We start from the raw sequence: 17,073 nt of genomic DNA, 5'->3' as shown, positions 1-17,073 counted from the left end.
AGGGGGGCGAGAGAGGGTCAGTCGGCAGCGCTGCTGGCAGTGCTCTTGTGGTCGTGCAGGCGGTTGAGGCGTTCATAGGCGGCGAGCGTCAGGAACTCGGGAAACGCCTCGGCCTCGGTGAGTTCGCGCAGCAGTTCGGCCGCTTCTTGGTAGAACGCCGAGAAGTGTGGGTGCCGGACGGTCAGTCCCGCGCGTTCTTCGTCAATGAGGCGCTGCACGCGCGCGCCGGTCACGCGCTCGCGGTCGTCGGTACAGGCACGGTGACGCGCCCACTGCCACAGCTGTGCACGCGAAATCTCGGCGGTGGCGGCGTCTTCCATCAGGTTGTTGATGGGCACGGCACCCTGCCCGCCCAGCCACGCGGCGAGGTACTGCAGCGCCACCGAAACGTTGCTGTGCACCCCGCGCGCGGTGACGTACCCGTCGGGCACACGCAGCAGCTCGCCCGGCTGAATGCGGTAGTCACTGCAGCGGTCAATCTGGTTGGGGGTGGGCATCAGCCGGTCAAAGACCTCACGTGCCACGGGCACCAGGGCGGGGTGGGCAACCCAGGTGCCGTCGTGCCCGTCGCTCGCTTCGCGTTCCTTGTCGGCGCGCACCTGCGCGAAGGCACGGTCGTTGGCGGCCTCGTCGTTCTTGACCGGAATGAAGGCGCTCATGCCGCCCATCGCGTGGGCCCCTCGCCTGTGGCAGGTCTGGATGGCCAGACGTGAGTACGAGCGCATCATGCCGTCGGTCATGGTGACCTGGGAGCGGTCGGGCAGCACGAAGCGGGGGTCGGCGCGCAGCTTCTTGATGACGCTGAAGATGTAGTCCCAGCGACCGCAGTTGAGTCCGGCGGAATGCTCGCGCAGCTCGTAGAGAATTTCGTCCATCTCGAAGGCGGCCAGGATCGTTTCGATCAGCACGGTGGCGCGGATGGTGCCACGGGGAAGCTGCAGGGCGTCTTCGGCAAAATTGAAGATGTCATTCCACAAGCGCGCTTCCAGGTGGCTTTCGAGCTTGGGCAGGTAAAAGTAAGGCCCACTGCCACGCTCAAGCAGTTCCTGGGCGTTGTGAAAGAAGTACAGCCCGAAGTCGAACAGGCTGGCGGAAATACGCTGACCGCGCAACGTGGCGTGGGCCTCCTCCAGATGCCAGCCGCGCGGGCGCACGAACAGCGTGGCCGTCCTATCGTTCAGACGGTAACTCTTGCTGCCGGTCTCCAGGGTGAGGGTCCGGCGCACGGCGTCCATCAGGTTGGCCTGTCCGGCCATCACGTTCTCCCAGGTGGGGCTGGTGGCGTCCTCGAAATCGGCCATGAACACCTGTGCGCTGCTGTTGAGCGCGTTGATGATCATCTTGCGGTCCACGGGTCCAGTGATTTCCACCCGCCGGTCGAGCAGGTCTGTGGGCGGCGGGACGACGCGCCAGTTGCCTTCGCGCACGTGCCGGGTTTCCGCCAGGAAATTCGGGCGTTCACCCCGGTCAAGGCGGATCTGGCGATCCTGGCGGGCGCGCAGCAGCATCCGGCGCCGCTCACCGAACTGCTTTTCGAGTTCGGCCACGAAACGCAGGGCGGGCGGTGTCAGTACCTGCTGTGCACCGCAAACGCTTTGATCGCTGATGTCGAGTGTGGTCATGTCCTACCTCCTGGAGTGAGCACTCCGGTGAAGCCGAGCGAAAGGCTGGGCGCCCGATGTGCGCCCTGCGGGCCTGCTTCACGGACAGGAACGGGTGTTGGCCCTCGCTTGTGAGGTATGGTGCCAGCCTGACCGAGCGAAGTGGGTCGGTGTCAGCGGAACACCACACCATCAGCCGCCGTGTCAGCGAAACCAGGGGTGGTGTACCAAAATCACTCCTGGTACACCACGCAGCGCGAGAATGGACCATGCCGAACTCCGACCTGAATTGCCCGGCCGGCAGACACGGGCAGGCAGCGAACGCGCCTCTGGACGCCTGCGTGTACTTCTACGAATGTGAACCCTGCCAGGAGGTGCACAAGCCACTCACCGGCAACTGCTGTGTCTTTTGTTCTTACGGCTCGAGTACCCCGCCCTCCCGGGCAAGGCGCAGCCAGTACCACCCGTGAATGCTGGTGAGACAGTCAATCCTCAAAATACCTTCGAAGCGCTCTGGGCGCCGAAAATAGCGAGAAACGACAGTGCCTCACTGGCTTGGGCCTCTTTCAAAGGAAGGCGGGACAAGTCCTCGACCTGAACGCGTGGGATCGACGCCTACACCCTCGTTTCAGGAACCGAAGGAAAGCTGGCGCAGGGCGTCTGCGGGACGCAGATCATCCAGGTACCGGGGAAGTCCGACTTCGCGCAACAGTTCGCGCGAGGCGGCCAGTCCCAGCCCCTCCAGAGCCTCGCCCGCCTCGCGCAGGACCCCTTCCCGGAAGGGCGTCAAGAGCGGCTCACGCAGCGCTTCACGCAACCAGCGCAGGGTAGGGCCCGCGGGTGCGCCGTCGAGCAGGCTCGCGCGGGTCTCCAGGGCCAGCAGCGCAGCCCACAATCCCGGATCGGGCTCGGTGCCCAAAGCCACACGACGCAGCAGCGTGTGGGCGCGGTTGACCTCGCCCAGTGCGCGCTCGGCGTTTCCGGCGCGCAGCCACACCTCCGCCCGGGCGGCACGTACCTGCGCCTCGGCATACGGATGATCGACCAGTTCGAGTGCGCGGGTGATGTCGTCGGCGGCCTTGCCCGGATCACACTCGGCAAGCGCACGGCTGAGATAGGCGTCGAAGCGCAGTGTCCAGTCCCGGTCCGCACCCTCACCCAACACGGCCAGGGTGTTGTCGAGCAACTCACGGGCGCGCTGCAGATCTGCATTGTCCCACCGCGCACCGGGCAGGGGTGGCAGGTAGGGACGCCCCAAACCGCGCGTCAGGTAGGAGAGCGCAATGCGGTACCGGGCGCGCCGCGCCCGATATGCGGCTTCTGCGCTGCGTTCCGAAGGGCGCTCCAGCCACGCCAGCGCCGCCGTGGCGCCTCTCAGGCCGGCGTCGGGGCGGTTCAGGGCCAGATCGACTGGCACCGCCTCACTCAGCACCCGCGCGGTCACGACGGGCTCCAGGTCAGGCAGCAAGCCAGCCGCTTCGGACAAGTGCGCCCGCGCTTCCCCGACCCGCCCCAGCCGGCGAAGCGCAGTGCCAAGTCGTGCCTGCACGCGGGCACGTTCGTCTGCCGGGGCGCCTTCACGGGTCAGGGCCGCAAGCGCCTGCGAAAGGGCCGCCTCGGCCGTGACCGGCTGACCGAGCCGCAGGCGCAGATCACCTTCCTGGTAACGGGCCCGGGCGCGCAGCAACGGATCGCTGGTGTGGCCTGATCCCTCGCCCTGTGAGACCGCCGAGAGGTCTCTCAGCGCCTCGTTCCAGTCACCGCGGTCCTTGGCAATCAGACCTCGCCATAAGCGCACCCGGTCAAGCGACGCGGCAGGTGCAGCGGCGAGCGCTTCGTCGCAGGCGCCCGCCGCGCCGCTGACGTCGCCACGCCAGCGTGCAATGGCCGCCCGAACGAGGGCGGCGTCGGCACGCAGTTCGCTCGCGCCCGCCTCACTTCCACCACAGGACAGGGCGTCCTGAACATCAGACGTATCGAGTTGTGCACCTGCGGCATCGAATGCCCCACGGTCCACCGCGCTTTCGGCCAGCTTGAGCCGCGCCCAGGCGCGCACCAGGGCGTCAGGTGCCTCCAGCAGCACGCTGAGCGCGTCTCGCGCGTCAGGATGATCGTACCGGCCCAGCGAAGCGTAGTGCCGCACGGTGGTCTGCGCGAGCGTCAGACGGGCGTCTCCTCGCAGTTGTCGACGAACCCGGGGCCATACGCCCGCGATGAGGTCACCCCGGCTCCCGGCGCCAGTGGCCATGGCCACCACGTCATTCCAGGCGCCGGCCTCGGTCAGGTGCCACAGACGCCGCGCTTCCAGGACACGCCGCGCCCCCGCGTCATGGCGTGCCGCTTCTCCGTAGGCACGCGCCGCGCGTTCGTGTGCGGCGCGCAGGGCTGTTTCGTCCAGCCGGTCACGTACGGCGGGCACGAGCGCCCTGGAGACAGGCCTGGGCTCTTGCGCGTTGATTTCTTCCAGCAACGCGCGGGCATGCGGCGGAAGCCGCGTCAGCGGACGCCCCAGCGCAGCTTCCAGTACGTCTCGCCGGACGCTGGTTTCGCCGTCCGGCAAGCTGGCGCACAGGGCGACGATCAGGTCGAGAACGTCCGGATCGGCCAGAATGCGCTGCGCAAGTTGCTGATCGCGCGCGGCGTCCTCGGTCGCCGCGCGCTTGCCCGGGAGCGGCTTGAGACCGTGAACCGCAGCCAGCAGCGCCAGACGGTCCAGGTTGCGCCCCGCAGCGCGCAAGACCTCGTCGGCTTCCTGCGGCGCGAGGGCCGCGCGTGACAGCAGAAAACGCCGTGATTCCTCGGTGGTGGGTGGCTTGAGGACGATCACCTCCGCCGTGTGCTCACCGGAAAGATCATCTGCGTCCTGCAGGGCCAGCAGCGCCGCGACGCCGGGCGGCAGTTCTTGAAACAGGTAACGCAGAGCCCAGTCGGGCAGCGTGGTCTGGGTGCCGTCGGGCAGGCGAGGCGGCGTGCCCTTCAACACCCCGCTCACTACCCGCAACAGCAGCACGCCTTGCAGTTTCTGGCAGACTTCGCGCGCACCCTGGGCCTGCAGTTCGGCCTGCACGCTGTAGGGCAGCCCGGCGTGCAGGCCACGTAGGCTCTCGGCGCCATGCTCGATCAGGGCTGGGGCGGCCTCGTCACCGAGCAGCAGCCGCGTGACACCCGGCACCAGATCACCGCGCAGCAGTTCACGCTCCAAATGCTCGATCAGCAGGGTCTTGCCGGTTCCGGCGCGGCCCGTCACGATCAATCGGGGCGCGCGCCCGGCGCGCACTCCGGCCAGAAACTGCCGGTAGGCCCGGCGCTTTTCGCGTCCCAGCAGGGACAGTTCTGCCGGCGCCTGAGAATGCACGGCCTGTGGTGGGGCGAGCCCGATTTCCTGATGGAGTTCCCGCAGGATGGAAAACAGCGCCAGACGGTCACCCTCCGCGCCCACTCCCCGGTACACGAGGTTGCGCACCGCATGCGGGCTCGCCCCACGAGCCCGCATGGCCTGCTCCAGCGAACGCAGGCTCCCCTTTCCGCGGGCCCGCAAGGGGGCCAGCAGCGAAAGCCAGTCGGGCTGCGACACACTTCTTTATAGCGCGTTCACATTCAGGGTCACGCCAGGTCGTCTCGATTGATGGTGTTTCCGTGCCTTGCCCGCCACCGGTTCCGCATGGCTGGAAAGAGCAATACGGTATACTTCCCATAAGTTGTCTTCACAGCGCAAACGACGGAACCTCAGGCCATGCCTCGTTCTGACCGCCATCCTGGCCGGGCAGGGCTCGTGTTGGGCGGGCCTTTTGGAAGACGGACAGAGTTTGCTCGACAAAGGCGACGTGAAAGGCGCAGTCGACGCTGCACTGGCACACGCCGGCCCGGAAGGTTTCGTGCTGGCCGCCAAAGCCACCACCCTTGGTGCCGCGCTGGTATCCGAGGAACAACAGAAAGCCCTGCTCGAAAAGTCGCTCATGTACGCCCAGAAAGCCATCGAGCTCAATGCGAATTCGGCGGAGGCCTACTTCGAGCGGGCGCGCGCCGGTGCGCAGCTGATGCCGTTCAAAGGTATCTTTGACGGGCTGGCCCTCGCCAGCGAGGTCAAAAGCGACCTCGGCCGGACCATTGAACTCAATCCACGTCATGCCGCGGCGTACGTGGCGCTGGGACAGTGGAACGCCGAGGTCTCCCTGTTTGCCGGAGGCAATAAGGCGCAGGTTCAGCCGAACTTCGAGAAGGCCATCCAGCTCGAGCCGCAGATGGTCAAGCACCGTCTGGAATACGCCCAGGCCCTCATGAAGGTCAACCGGCGCAACAAACCCAGTGCGGTTGCCGTACTGGAGCGGGCAGTGGTGCTGCCCGCGCGTACCTTCTGGGAGCAGCGCGATCTGGAAGCGGCCCGTCGTCTGCTCGCCGAGCTCAAGCGGTGACAAAAGAAGCCTGTCGTCATCGTTCGCTGCCCCTTTCTGGTGTCTTGCGTGAGCGGTGCACCCAAGGCCGCGCCCATGCGGCCAACTCAGCGGCGCTTGAGCGTTCCTTGAAACGGTAAGGCAATCAGCGGGACCACCTGGCATGAGACCGCAAGGTAAAACCATGATTCGGTTTCCTGTCACCTGCCCGGTGTCCTGCCTTTGGCTGCTCACCGCACCATCCACCGCCCCACGCGTCACACCGGAGCAGGGAACGCGATGAGTACGCCACTTCCCCCACAGGAGCGGGTCGGCTACGCGGTCATCGGCGTGGGAGAGTTGACCACTGCCGAACTGCTGCCGGCCTTTGCGCTTTCACGCTTCTCGCGCCTGGCCGCCCTGGTCAGCGGTGACCGTGCGGAAACCGAGCGCATCGCCGCCGGTTATGGATTGACCTCACAGGACGTCTTCACTTACGACCAGCTCGACGAACTGGCCCAGCGGCAGGACATCGGCGCGGTGTACATCGTCACGCCCAACAGCCTGCACCGCGAGCAGACCGAGCGTGCCGCCCAGGCCGGCAAGCACGTTCTGTGCGAGAAACCCATGGCCACCACCGTGGAGGACGCCGAAGCGATGGTGCAGGCCTGCCGCGTCGCGGGGGTCAAACTGATGATCGCCTACCGCTGTCAGTACACCCCACAACACTGGCAGGCACGGCGCCTGGTGCAGGAGGGCGACCTCGGTGACATCCGGGTGATGGACAGCGTGCATGGCCAGATGGAGGACGACGCCGGTGCCTGGCGCCTCAAACGCGATCTCGCCGGAGGCGGACCTCTTCCGGACATCGGTCTGTACTGCCTCAATACCCTGCGCTTCCTGCTGGGCCGCGAACCTCAGGAAGTCAGCGCCACGCTGTACCAGCCCCAGGGAGAGGAGCGCTTTCAGGAGGTCGAGGAAAGCCTCGCCTGGACCATGCGCTTTCCCGGCGGGATCCTGGCGAGCTGCCTCACGTCGTACAACGTGCAGACCATTCGCTACCTGCGGGTGTTCGGCAAGGAAGGCTGGCTCAGCATGGACCCGGCCTACGCGTACCAGGGCCTGCGGCTGGAAGTCGAGCGCGCCTCCGGACGCGAGGAACTCAACATGGACGAAGAAGACCAGTTCACGCTGGAAATCGACCATTTCTCGCAGTGCATTCTGCAGAACAAGACGCCTTTCACGCCGGGCGAGGAAGGTCTGCAAGACCAGCGCATCATGGCCGCGATTTATCAAAGCGCGCAGGAACAACGTCCGGTCGCTCTCGAACAGATCGACGGACTCGACGTCTTTCGTGGAGAGTTGCCCGACTCGGCCAGATCAGGCGGCGAGCAGTGATGGTCGAACCGACCTTCGTGCTGCTGCACGGCTTTGGCACGTCCAGCCGTGAGTGGGTTCACGTGGCCGAGCAGCTCGCAGGCGTGCGCTCGCTGCACCCCGATCTGCCGGGCTTCGGAACCTGCGCCGCGCAGGGCGCGTGCAGCGTGAGCGAGATGGCCGAGGTGATCGCTGGGGCCATCGGGCACGCCGGGCATCGGGATTTCGTGCTGGTGGGCCGTGAGCTGGGCGCGCTCGTGGCGCTCGAACTGGCCGCACGCCAGCCGCCCGGTCTGCTGGGCGTGGCACTCGTCCATCCTGCCTGGCGGGCAGACCCGGAGACCGTGGCACGTCTGCGCACCGCGCACGGCAACCCCGACGCCTTGCGTGCCCATTACGCCGCCGTCCTTGGCTCAGCGCCCGACGAGCGAGACCTGGAAAATCTGATACTCGACGGCCTGCGCGCTTCGAAAGAGGCCTGGAACGCCTGGCTGGACCAGGCCGAGGAACCACCCAGGCTTCCCGACGTGCCCGTCTCGCTGCCCGTGCTGATCGTCTCGGATAACGATTCCCCCGTACCGAGTCTTCCTCAGGCGAGCATCCAGACTCTGGCGCCCGAAAGCCCGCTGTTGCCGCTGCAGGCCCCGGGCCCACTTACGCGCCAGCTGTTGCACTGGAGCAACAATCTGGTGAAGGAGGCCCGCGCGTAAATCATCCCAAAGTCGGCACTCGGGTGAAGTGGCGCAGCCACAGCGGCACGGCGCACGGAAAAGGCTTGTGAATCGCCCATCAGGACGGCGGGGTCAGCAGATTTCACTTTCGGGTGAACACTTCCCGGCGAACACTCTCGGGCGAACAAAGTGGCCCCACTTCACCGCCGAAACCGTCGACCTCCAGCAGGAAGCGCACCGGGCCGAAGCCCTGCACCCCGCCTGAGTTGCGATCGCCGGAATAGACCGCCGGGTCCAGGACAACAAGTTCAGTACAGCAGCACCGCGCCCGGCTGCACACCGGCGCTGACACTCGACACTTCACCGCCCACATCACCATCAAGGTGCAGGTGGGTGGGAACACTCCACGAAACGCGCACCTCACGTCCCCGGCCACAGCGGACCCGGGGATCGTCGAGGTGGGCGCCACGCAACACGCTGCCCATCAGCAAGGTCAGCTGACCCCGGCTGAGACGCGACGCCAGCACGACATCGAGCCGACCATCACGCGCGTCGGATTCCGGCGAAATCTGGAACCCTCCTCCGTAGCGGGTGCCGTTCATGACGGCCACCAACGGCGAGGGACCACGGTACATCAGTGCGCTGTCCAGGGTCACTTCCACCTGGTGGTGATAGAGCGAGCGCACTCCTCGCAGGGCACCCCAGGCGTAGCGCGAGAAACCGTTCAGACGGGCGGGAGTCTGAAGCATCAGCGACGCAACCAGCGCGTCAAATCCCATGCCGAAACCATTGAGCACAAACGTACGCCCCTGCCCGGCGTCGACCCATAAGGCGTCCACTGCCCGAGGCGCTGCTGCCAGACGGTCGAGCGCCTGCCGGAAATTCCCGGACCGCAAGCCCAGCATTCCGGCAAAATCGTTGCCGCTGCCCAGCGGCACGATCCCGAGCGCCCGGCCCGTACCGACCAGTGCCGGCAGCAGCGCCCGGACGGTACCGTCACCGCCCACGGCCAGCACGCTCTGGCAGAAGGGCAGTCTGGCCACCCGCAGCAGCGCGTCTTCCGGCGTGGTCGCCAGGATCAGGTCGAAGCGGAGTCCACGCGCCTGAAGCTCGCGCTCCAGACGGGGCCAGGCCCGCAAGGCCACACCGCGACCGGCGTGCGGATTGAGTACCACGGCAAACGAGGGGGGCGCCTGGCCTTCGGTCATCGACATGCGTCCTCCAAAATGACACCAATGCAGGCAAATGCCTTCATCAATCGCGTGGGTTCCAGGCGGCGCCCTGACGGGCAGGCCGCACAGTCAGATCTTCACGACGGATGGACTGCCGCGCTGGCAACCTGCCAATCCCCGGGACGCTTCCCCAATCCGAAATGCCAGGCGACTGCCCGGGCGATGCGCTCGCTGGCCTGTCCGTCACCGTATGGATTCGGCCGACCGCGCATGTGTGCCAGTTCACCTTCATTCGAGAGCAAGGCTTCCAGCACCCGGCTCACCTGGGCGCGCTCGGTGCCGGCCAGCCGGAGCACACCGGCCTCGACGCCTTCCGGACGCTCGGTGACGTTGCGCAGCACCACCACCGGCACACCGAGGCTGGCACCTTCCTCCTGCAGGCCGCCCGAATCGGTGGCGAGCAGGTCGGAAGCCGCCATGAGTGCGCTCATCTCGTCATACGCGAGCGGTTCGGTCAGCTCAAAATTCGCCAGACCGGACAGCACGGGCGTTACGGCTTCACGCACGGCCGGATTGAGGTGCACCGGGTACACGAAGTGGCGCTCGGGGTGATTCAGGGCCACGTCACGCAAGGCCAGGGCCAACTCGCGCATCACGGGTAAATTCTCGCGCCGGTGCATGGTGACGGCCACCAGCCGCTTGCCACGCCACGAGGCGCGCAACTCGGCGCGTGCCGCCACGGCGCGCACTGCGTCGACGGCCGTCTGGCCCGTCACGAAAATGCCGCCTGGCGTCTTGCCTTCGCGCAGCAGGTTATCGCGGCTCAGTGAAGTGGGGGCAAAGTCGAGGGTGGTCAGTACGCTTGTCAGCTTGCGGTTGGCTTCCTCAGGAAAGGGCTCGGTCATGCTGCCGCTGCGCAGGCCCGCTTCCACGTGCCCGACGGCCACGCCCTCGACAAAGGCCGCGTAGGCCATGCAGAAGGTCGTGGTGGTGTCGCCGTGCACCAGCACCATGTCCGCCTGCAGCTCGCGCAGTTTGCGCGCCGCCTGCGGAACGATGCGCCCGGTCAGGTCGCTGAGGGTCTGACGCTCGGTCATGACGTTCAGGTCCGCGTGTGGAGTCAGGCCGAACACCGCGAGCGCCGAGTCCAGCTGTTCGCGCTGCTGACCGGTCACCAGCACCGTCACCCGCAGACCTTCCTGACGATCCAGCGCCTCGATCACCGGCGCCATCTTGGTGGCTTCGGGCCGCGTACCAAAGGCCACCACAACATTTTTCACAGTGTGGTCAGCGGTCATTTCACGGCCTCCTTGACGGTCACGTGCGACTCTTCGAGACGCAGCGCACGCACGCGGCGCAGCGCAACCCAGGTCAGACAGCCCCCCACGCCAAGGGTCACGAAGAAGATCACCTGCGCCGGAATGCCCTGGGCCAGCATGCCGACGATGTTGAATCCCAGCGTGATGGCCCAGATGATCACGGCGGCGCCCCGCGCTCCGTAACGCGCGAAGAGGCGGTGGTGAATGTGGGTCTTGTCGGGAGTGCTGAGGGGATTCTGACCCCGCAGCAGGCGCCCGACGATCACCTGGGTGGTATCGATGATCGGCAGTGCCAGAAACAGCAGCGGCGCCAGCAACGACGTACCGGCGCTGACTTTCAGTGTGCCCAGCAGGCTGATGGCGGCCAGGGTATACCCGAACAGGTAAGCGCCGCCGTCGCCCATGATGATGCGGCTGGGATTGAAGTTGTGCCGCAGAAATCCGAGCGCTGCGCCGGCAAGACCGGCCAGCAGCACCACCGCGCTGCCGCGGTCCGGGAACTGTGCAGCGACTGCCAGCATCACCACGCTGGCGATAAAGCCGATCCCGCCCACCACCCCGTCCACGCCGTCGAGCAGGTTGAAGGCGTTGGTGATCCCGACGATCCACAGCAGCGTGAAGAAGATATTGAATGGCTCGAGCAGACCTACTGGAATGACAGGCAAAAACGGCAGCGCGAGCAGTTCGATGCTCAGCCCGTTGAGGACCAGCAGCAGGGCCGCCACGGTCTGCATGCCCAGGCGGAACAGCGGAGGCAACGTAAACTGGTCATCGATAAATCCCAGCATGACCATCAGGGTTGCGCCCAGCAGGATCGCCAGCACCTGCACCTGCACCTCGGTGACTCCGATGGGACGCAGCGCCCACACGATCACGACCGGAATGATGAACCCGGCGAAAATCGCCAGCCCGCCGGCATTCGGCAGGGGCGCCTTGTTAAGACGCCGTTCGTTGGGCAAATCGGCCCAACCGACCTTGATCGCGTAATCACGCACGCGGGGCACGAAGCGGTGCGTGAACACCCACGCACTCACGAAGGTGAGCACCACGCTGAGGAAACCGATTCCCAGCGGATCGGCGATACCCAGCGAACGAAGAAACGGAAAAACGTCCATGAATCAACTCTCTCTTGTGCCCAGGGTGTGCTGGCGTTTCACTTCGTGCCGTAAATCCGGTCGCCCGCGTCACCCAGGCCGGGAACAATGTATCCGTGATCGTTGAGCCGCTCATCCACGGCGGCGGTAACGATCTCAACGTCGGGGTGCGACGCGTGAACCCGCGCAATGCCTTCGGGCACCGCCAGCACCGAGAGCAGCTTGACGCTCAGGGCGCCCGCTGCCTTGAGGGTATCAATGGCCGCCACCGCGCTGCCCCCCGTGGCCAGCATCGGGTCAAGCAGGAACACCCGGCGCTCGGCGATGTCCTGTGGCAACTTGTTGTAGTAGGCAACGGGCCGCAGCGTCTCGGGGTCACGGTACAACCCGATGTGCCCGACGCGCGCCGCCGGTACGAGACGCAGGATCGAGTCACTCATGATGAGCCCGGCACGCAAGATGGCCACCACGGCCAGTTTCTTGCCGGCCAGCATGGGAAATTCGCCTTTCTGAATGGGCGTCTCCAGCGTCACGGCTTCGGTTTCGAGGTCACGCATCGCTTCGTAGGCCAGCAGCAAGGTCACCTCGGCGGCCAGCTCCCGGAATTCCTTCGGACCCGTGTGAATGTCGCGCATCAGGGAAAGCTTGTGCTGTACGAGTGGATGGCTTACGACGGTCACCAGGTGCTGGGGTCCAGAACTCTGGGAGGTGGTGTCTTGTGCATGGAGGCCGGACATCGACCGTATGTTAGAGCAAAGTGCCCGGTGCTTGCCGCTCATCAGCAGGGTGGCACTTCAGCTCAGGAATTCCAGGGCGTGCCGCGCGCGCGGCACCTTCACGGCGCGCTGCGCTTCGAAATCGTAGGGTTCACGCATCAAAAACCAGTACAGATCGTGCAGGTAGGTATGGGCAAGGTAGGCGCGCAAGCGCACCAGCGCGCGCTCTTCGTCAGGCAGCAGGCGCAGCGCCAGCTCCATGCTCTGCGCGGGCGTGCACAAATCGAGGGTGCCGGTTTTGAACAGTGAAATGTCGCGGATGGGATCGTCGAAGGCCGCGCGGGTCCAGTCGATCACCAGCACTTCGCCGCGCTCTGAGACCAGGACGTTGTCCGACCACAGATCCAAATGGCAGTAGCTGGCCGGCGCGGCGAGCTCACCGCGCCGCAGTGGCGTTTCCACCGCCTCGAAGAGATCGTCGAGCTGGTAGGCGCTCAGTGCGCCCCGGAAACGCTGCAAGCGCTCGTTGAGGCGCGCAAGGTTGACAACCCCTTCCTTTGGTGCGTGCAGGTTCTGCAGGAAATGCTGGATGTACGGCAGCGCACCGGGAATGTCTTCGGCCCTCACCGGGCGCCCGGGAAAACGCCGCATGATCAGAATTTGGGCACCGTCAGCTTCCAGTGTCTTGACGACCCACTCACCGAGACCCGCGCGGCGCATGTTGGCTGCTTCCAGGGCGTGCCAGCCCAGAAAATTGCGGTAGACCTTCACAACGTACTCGCCCGCCTGGTACACCCGGCTGTGAGCACCTCCACCCAGGCGCTCCAGCGGCCCGCAGAGCCGTTCTACGGTTGGAAGGTGGGCCACGCCGTTGGTCACACGCTTCATCATAGTGGGTTTGGGGTGCTTGGGCGTCGTCTTGTTCGCGCCGGTCCCAGCTGACCGGCCTCCGGCTCACCCGGGCGACCACGTAGGGTGAAACCACACAGCGCGAAAAACCTCTGGCGCCTCGCCAGAGGTTCATGTGACCGGACCTGCCGCTCAGACCTCGGCGCGCACCAAAGTTTCGAAGGCCGTGACCAGTCGGGGGTCCAGGGTCTTTCCACCCTCGCTGGCAAACGAGGCGCTCTCGCCCTTGCGCACGAAGGTATCGGCCACGGCCACGATGCGCGCGATTAGCGGGATTTCCTCGCCGGCCAGGCGGTCGGGTTCGCCAAAACCGTCCCAGCGCTCGTGATGGTGGCGCACGCCGAGCTGTGCGCCGGCAAGTTGTGGTACGTCATGCAGCAGATTGGCCCCGATGAGCGCATGTCCTTCGCTGCCATGCAGCTTGCCCAGGTCGTGCAGCATCGCCGCGTACCAGAGTTCATCCAGTTCACGCTCGGTCAGGCCGACGGCGCGCCCCAGCTTCCCTGCGACCTCGGTCACCCGGCGGGCATGGCCGACCGTATCGAAGTCGAGCGACTCGACGGACTCAACGAAGACGGTGGTCAGCTGGCGCGAAAGGGCTCTGGCTTCCTCTTGGCCTTCCAACAGCGCCACGAGGGGCGTGATACTGCCGGCCCAGCGGGACACCGCATCAAGCTGCACCGAAGTAAATGTGTCTGCCGAATAACGGTCGAGCACCACAGCGCCCAGAAAGCGGTTGCGGTCGCGCAGCGGCGCGATCAGGCTCGCTTTGGCCTCGCGCATGCCGAGCACGTCGAGTTTGGCACGCACCTCTGGCGGATTGGTCGCGAACAGTTCGGCAGCTCCGTCGGCCACGACGCGCGAGCGGCCGGCCGACCACGGTCCGGCGAGGGACAGACCGACCAGTTCGTAATCGTACTGGTACACCGCCGCTACCCGGTCTTCTCCAGGACGCACGACGGCGTAGGCCTTGACGTTGCCGCCCACCAGTTCTGCCGCCTGCGCCAACGCACTTTCCAGAACCCCCTCCAGGGTCGGTTTCGCCAGGAGTTCGTTGAGAAGGCGCCCAGGCTCCATGCCAGCGGACACGGCAGAAGAGGCGGCAGGTTGTTTGGCGGGTTTCCTGAACACGTCTGCTCCAGTATACGCGGGCCCGCACGTCCTGGCGGTGAGGTTTCACGTGCACGCCATTTCCGCGCAGGCACGCGCAGCGGAACCTGACCTCGCTCACCGCGCGGGGTGGTGTGCCTGCTTATAGTGGGAGGCTGTGAACGCTCAGGACACCGCGCGTGAAGTTCGAAAACAATACGCCCGTTACGACGAACGCGCCCGGTCCTGGCTGAGCGCCTACACCGGACGTGGCGGCCGGGTGTACTGTGCCAGCGGCTGCTTTCGCTGTTGCGACATGCCCATTCGCCTCAGCTGGCCTGAAGCCCTCACCATTGCGCAAAGCATGAGCGAAGACCAGCACCGCGACATGCACGCCCACGCCCGGAAAGTCTGGGCCAATGCCCACTGCGCGAAGAACCTCGACGAGTACGTGCGGGGTCACCGCTCGCAGGTGGGCTTCTGCCCGCTACTCGACCGCGCCACCGGAAGCTGCTCGCAGTATGCCGACCGTCCCACGCGCTGCCGTGACACCTACTCGGGCCTGCCGGCACAGTTGTGCGCTCCGGGTGGTGTGGAAGGGCTGAAGGGTCAGGCGCGGCGCGACTATCAGCGCGAAGTGCGCACAAACCCCGCGATGGACGGTCACTCGCATTACCTCGCTCCGCTGGAGGATCTCTCCTTGCCGGCCTGGGACAGGTTCGGCGCCATGATGCGCCGCGAGCTGGGCTTCGAGTTGTGGGGTGACTTCGCGTTTCTGGTCTGCATGACCCGCGAGGAGGATTTCGTGAAGGCGTTGCAGGAGCGTGATCCGGGCAAGGTCATCCGGGCCTTACGCAAGGCCGGGCTGTACCACCCTGAAATCGTGCAGATCGAGTAAGGAACGTTCCAACGGAACGCACCGGGCGGCCTGGGGCCGCCCGGTGCGTTTGTTCCTGCTTACCTGTTTCGGGCCTGCTCGATCAGGGCCGGGATAATCTCGTTGACGTCCCCGACGATGCCGTAGTCGGCCACCTTAAAAATGGGCGCGTCGGCGTCCTTGTTGATTGCCACGATGTATTTGCTCTTGCCCATCCCCGAGAGGTGCTGTACGGCGCCCGAGACGCCCAGAGCAATGTACGCCTTGGGTTGCACGGTCTTGCCGGTCTGCCCCACTTGCTCCGAGTACGGACGCCAGCCGGCGTCTACTACGGCGCGCGTCGCCCCCACGCCCGCACCGATCTGGTCGGCGAGGCCTTCGACCAGCTTGGAGAAGTTCTCCGAGCTGCCCACCCCACGTCCGCCCGTGACGATCACGTCCGCTTCGGCGAGCGCCACGCGGCTGCTTTTCTCGACCGATTTGCCCGTCACGCTGACGCGCACGGCAGGCAGCTCGAGTTCCACATCGTACTGCTCGCCGGGCTGGGCTGCGGGCGCCGCGGGCGCGAAGATACCGATTTTTACCGTGACGACGGTGACGGGTGCCTCGGCTTCGACGGTTTCGGTGACGCGCGCGAGGTAGGTGTAGCGCTGCGCCTGCAACGCCGCACCAGTGGATTTGAGTGAGATCACGTCTTCCAGCAGGGGTGCGTCGAGCTTCACGGCGACGCGCGGACTGAATTCGCGCCCCGAGCGGCTGCCACCGATCAGAACCGTGTGCGCCTCGCCTTCCTGGGCAATCTGGGCGGTCGCGGCGGCCCAGGTCTCGGCGTTGTACTGCGCCAGGACCGGCGCGTCGCCGACCAGCACCTGATCGGCAAGCATGGCAGCTTCGTTGGCAATGCTGGCGACATTGCTCCCCAGTACCAGAATGGTGACCGGGCCTTCGCGGCCCGACTCGCGGGCGGCCGTGACCATTTCGGCGGTGCTCTTGCTGAGCTTGCCGTTCGTGTATTCAGCGACGATCAGAATCATGCGGGCACCTTCCAGGGTGATGAAGACATCTTGATCAGCTTCCCGATCAAAAGCGAAAGTTGGAAAACCGTCTCGGCAGCGTCAGGCGAGAACTTTGGCTTCGTTGCGCAGCAGTTCGAGCAGTTGTGCCGCTGCCGCCTGGGGGTCCTTGCCGTCGATGACCCGATTCATGCGTGCGCGGGCCTGAATTTCCGCGCCCACCACACGCACTTTGGGCGAGACGCCGTACTGGTCGAGGGCATCCTTGCGCAGCTCTTTTTTCTTGGCCTTCATGATGTTCGGCAAAGTGGGGTAACGCGGTTCGTTGAGGCCCTGCTGGGTGGTGACCACGGCGGGCAGCGCCACCTCGAAGGTCTCGTTGCCCTCGTCCACGTCGTGCCGTCCGCTCAGTTTACCCTCCGCCACCGTCAGGCCGTTGGTCCAGGTCAGCTGCGGCCAGCCGAGGCGCTCGGCTGTGGCCGCGCCGAGCGCCTGACTGTCCCAGTCGGCCTGCTGTCCGCCGGCCAGGATCAGGTCAGCGCCCTCGTTCTCGGCAATCTGCGCGACCACCCGACTGAGCGAGATGGCATCGAGCTTTTCATCGGTTTCGACGTGAACGGCGCGGTCAGCACCCATGGCCAGCGCCGTGCGCAGGGCGTCCTCGACCCGCCTGGGTCCGATGGCGACGGCAATGACCTCGGTCGCCGCCCCGCTTTCGCGCACCCGCAGCGCTTCTTCCACCCCGTACTCGTCCATGCCGTCCATCACCAGGGTGGCGCCTTCCAGATCGACACTGCCACCGTTCACCCGTACGCGCGCTTCAGCGTCGGGAACCTGCCTTATGAGGGTCAGTATTTTCATAGGT

15 protein-coding genes are annotated in these 17,073 nt (G+C 65.8%); 5 read left to right on the top strand and 10 right to left on the bottom strand.

Annotated elements, in window-relative coordinates:
- Window positions 1-17: 17 nt before the first annotated feature.
- Window positions 18-1,622 carry a malate synthase A gene (aceB, locus tag DEIPE_RS15705; protein WP_015236955.1) on the bottom strand — a complete coding sequence of 535 codons (1,605 nt, stop codon included), beginning with the start codon at window positions 1,620-1,622 and terminating at the stop codon, window positions 18-20.
- 56 nt (window positions 1,623-1,678) lie between these two features.
- Here aceB and DEIPE_RS25410 point away from each other — a divergent pair, with 56 nt between their 5' ends.
- A complete protein-coding gene (locus DEIPE_RS25410) occupies window positions 1,679-2,071 on the top strand; it encodes a GDCCVxC domain-containing (seleno)protein (protein ID WP_342663272.1) in 393 nt (130 codons plus the stop codon).
- A 158-nt stretch (window positions 2,072-2,229) separates the two neighbouring features.
- Here DEIPE_RS25410 and DEIPE_RS15700 read toward each other — a convergent pair whose 3' ends face one another.
- On the bottom strand, window positions 2,230-5,175 hold the full coding sequence (locus tag DEIPE_RS15700; protein WP_015236953.1) for a prenyltransferase/squalene oxidase repeat-containing protein: 2,946 nt from the start codon (window positions 5,173-5,175) through the stop codon (window positions 2,230-2,232).
- Window positions 5,176-5,389: 214 nt separating this feature from the next.
- Here DEIPE_RS15700 and DEIPE_RS15695 point away from each other — a divergent pair, with 214 nt between their 5' ends.
- The 3 genes from DEIPE_RS15695 to DEIPE_RS22450 all read left to right on the top strand — a co-directional run bounded on the left by DEIPE_RS15695 (window position 5,390) and on the right by DEIPE_RS22450 (window position 8,058).
- On the top strand, window positions 5,390-6,013 hold the full coding sequence (locus DEIPE_RS15695) for a tetratricopeptide repeat protein (RefSeq protein ID WP_015236952.1): 624 nt from the start codon (window positions 5,390-5,392) through the stop codon (window positions 6,011-6,013).
- A gap of 258 nt (window positions 6,014-6,271) precedes the next feature.
- The gene (locus DEIPE_RS15690; RefSeq protein ID WP_015236951.1) at window positions 6,272-7,369 is read left to right on the top strand and encodes a Gfo/Idh/MocA family protein; all 1,098 of its coding nucleotides are present in this window, start codon (window positions 6,272-6,274) and stop codon (window positions 7,367-7,369) included.
- On the top strand, window positions 7,369-8,058 hold the full coding sequence (locus tag DEIPE_RS22450; protein ID WP_015236950.1) for an alpha/beta fold hydrolase: 690 nt from the start codon (window positions 7,369-7,371) through the stop codon (window positions 8,056-8,058). The genes DEIPE_RS15690 and DEIPE_RS22450 overlap by 1 nt, the downstream gene beginning before the upstream one ends.
- 269 nt (window positions 8,059-8,327) lie before the next feature.
- Here DEIPE_RS22450 and DEIPE_RS15680 read toward each other — a convergent pair whose 3' ends face one another.
- From DEIPE_RS15680 to DEIPE_RS15655, 6 genes are all read right to left on the bottom strand, one after another.
- Window positions 8,328-9,233, bottom strand: coding sequence for a diacylglycerol/lipid kinase family protein (locus DEIPE_RS15680; RefSeq protein WP_015236949.1), 906 nt, complete (start codon window positions 9,231-9,233; stop codon window positions 8,328-8,330).
- Between the two features lie 95 nt (window positions 9,234-9,328).
- The gene (gene wecB / locus DEIPE_RS15675) at window positions 9,329-10,489 is read right to left on the bottom strand and encodes a non-hydrolyzing UDP-N-acetylglucosamine 2-epimerase (protein WP_015236948.1); all 1,161 of its coding nucleotides are present in this window, start codon (window positions 10,487-10,489) and stop codon (window positions 9,329-9,331) included.
- Entirely contained in the window at window positions 10,486-11,625 is a 1,140-nt protein-coding gene (locus DEIPE_RS15670) for an MraY family glycosyltransferase (RefSeq protein WP_015236947.1), read from the bottom strand. The genes wecB and DEIPE_RS15670 overlap by 4 nt, the downstream gene beginning before the upstream one ends.
- A 38-nt stretch (window positions 11,626-11,663) precedes the next feature.
- The gene (upp, locus tag DEIPE_RS15665; RefSeq protein ID WP_041231628.1) at window positions 11,664-12,287 is read right to left on the bottom strand and encodes a uracil phosphoribosyltransferase; all 624 of its coding nucleotides are present in this window, start codon (window positions 12,285-12,287) and stop codon (window positions 11,664-11,666) included.
- A gap of 111 nt (window positions 12,288-12,398) precedes the next feature.
- Window positions 12,399-13,208 (bottom strand): aminoglycoside phosphotransferase family protein, encoded by an 810-nt coding sequence (locus tag DEIPE_RS15660; RefSeq protein WP_015236945.1) that lies wholly within the window; start codon window positions 13,206-13,208, stop codon window positions 12,399-12,401.
- Between the two features lie 153 nt (window positions 13,209-13,361).
- The gene (locus tag DEIPE_RS15655) at window positions 13,362-14,360 is read right to left on the bottom strand and encodes an HD-GYP domain-containing protein (RefSeq protein ID WP_281167993.1); all 999 of its coding nucleotides are present in this window, start codon (window positions 14,358-14,360) and stop codon (window positions 13,362-13,364) included.
- A 136-nt stretch (window positions 14,361-14,496) separates the two neighbouring features.
- Here DEIPE_RS15655 and DEIPE_RS15650 point away from each other — a divergent pair, with 136 nt between their 5' ends.
- Window positions 14,497-15,216 carry a YkgJ family cysteine cluster protein gene (locus tag DEIPE_RS15650; RefSeq protein WP_015236943.1) on the top strand — a complete coding sequence of 240 codons (720 nt, stop codon included), beginning with the start codon at window positions 14,497-14,499 and terminating at the stop codon, window positions 15,214-15,216.
- 59 nt (window positions 15,217-15,275) lie between these two features.
- On the opposite strand, the gene DEIPE_RS15645 is transcribed toward DEIPE_RS15650, so the two are convergent.
- Entirely contained in the window at window positions 15,276-16,229 is a 954-nt protein-coding gene (locus DEIPE_RS15645) for an electron transfer flavoprotein subunit alpha/FixB family protein (RefSeq protein WP_015236942.1), read from the bottom strand.
- Window positions 16,230-16,310: 81 nt separating this feature from the next.
- Complete coding sequence (locus DEIPE_RS15640; protein ID WP_015236941.1) at window positions 16,311-17,069, bottom strand: electron transfer flavoprotein subunit beta/FixA family protein; 759 nt, start codon at window positions 17,067-17,069, stop codon at window positions 16,311-16,313.
- Window positions 17,070-17,073 lie beyond the last annotated feature (4 nt).

Origin of the sequence: Deinococcus peraridilitoris DSM 19664, from assembly GCF_000317835.1 — a bacterium.
Classification (GTDB): Bacteria; Deinococcota; Deinococci; order Deinococcales; family Deinococcaceae; genus Deinococcus_A; species Deinococcus_A peraridilitoris.
The sequence above is the reverse complement of the archived record's forward strand: the minus strand, read 5'-3'. Positions and strand labels throughout refer to the sequence as shown.